Genomic DNA, 338 nt, shown 5'->3' with positions numbered 1-338 from the left:
CCCATTGTAACACGTGTGTAGCCCCGGACGTAAGGGCCGTGCTGATTTGACGTCATCCCCACCTTCCTCTCGGCTTACACCGGCAGTCCCGCCAGAGTGCCCAGCTTGACCTGATGGCAACTAACGGTAGGGGTTGCGCTCGTTATGGGACTTAACCCGACACCTCACGGCACGAGCTGACGACAACCATGCAGCACCTAGTTTCCTGCCCCGAAGGGAAATCCTGTTTCCAGAATCGTCAGTAACTTTCAAGCCCGGGTAAGGTTCCTCGCGTATCATCGAATTAAACCACATGTTCCTCCGCTTGTGCGGGCCCCCGTCAATTCCTTTGAGTTTCA

The 338-nt window shown here is 55.6% G+C and carries 1 rRNA gene; it reads right to left on the bottom strand.

From position 1 onward, the window contains the following. Window positions 1–338, bottom strand: a 16S ribosomal RNA gene (locus WS42_RS15040); the annotation flags it as partial.

This window comes from Odoribacter sp. N54.MGS-14, from assembly GCF_000980295.1.
GTDB lineage: Bacteria > Bacteroidota > Bacteroidia > Bacteroidales > Marinifilaceae > Odoribacter > Odoribacter splanchnicus.
Note: the sequence above shows the minus strand (reverse complement) of the source record. Positions and strands in the feature narration are given on the sequence as shown.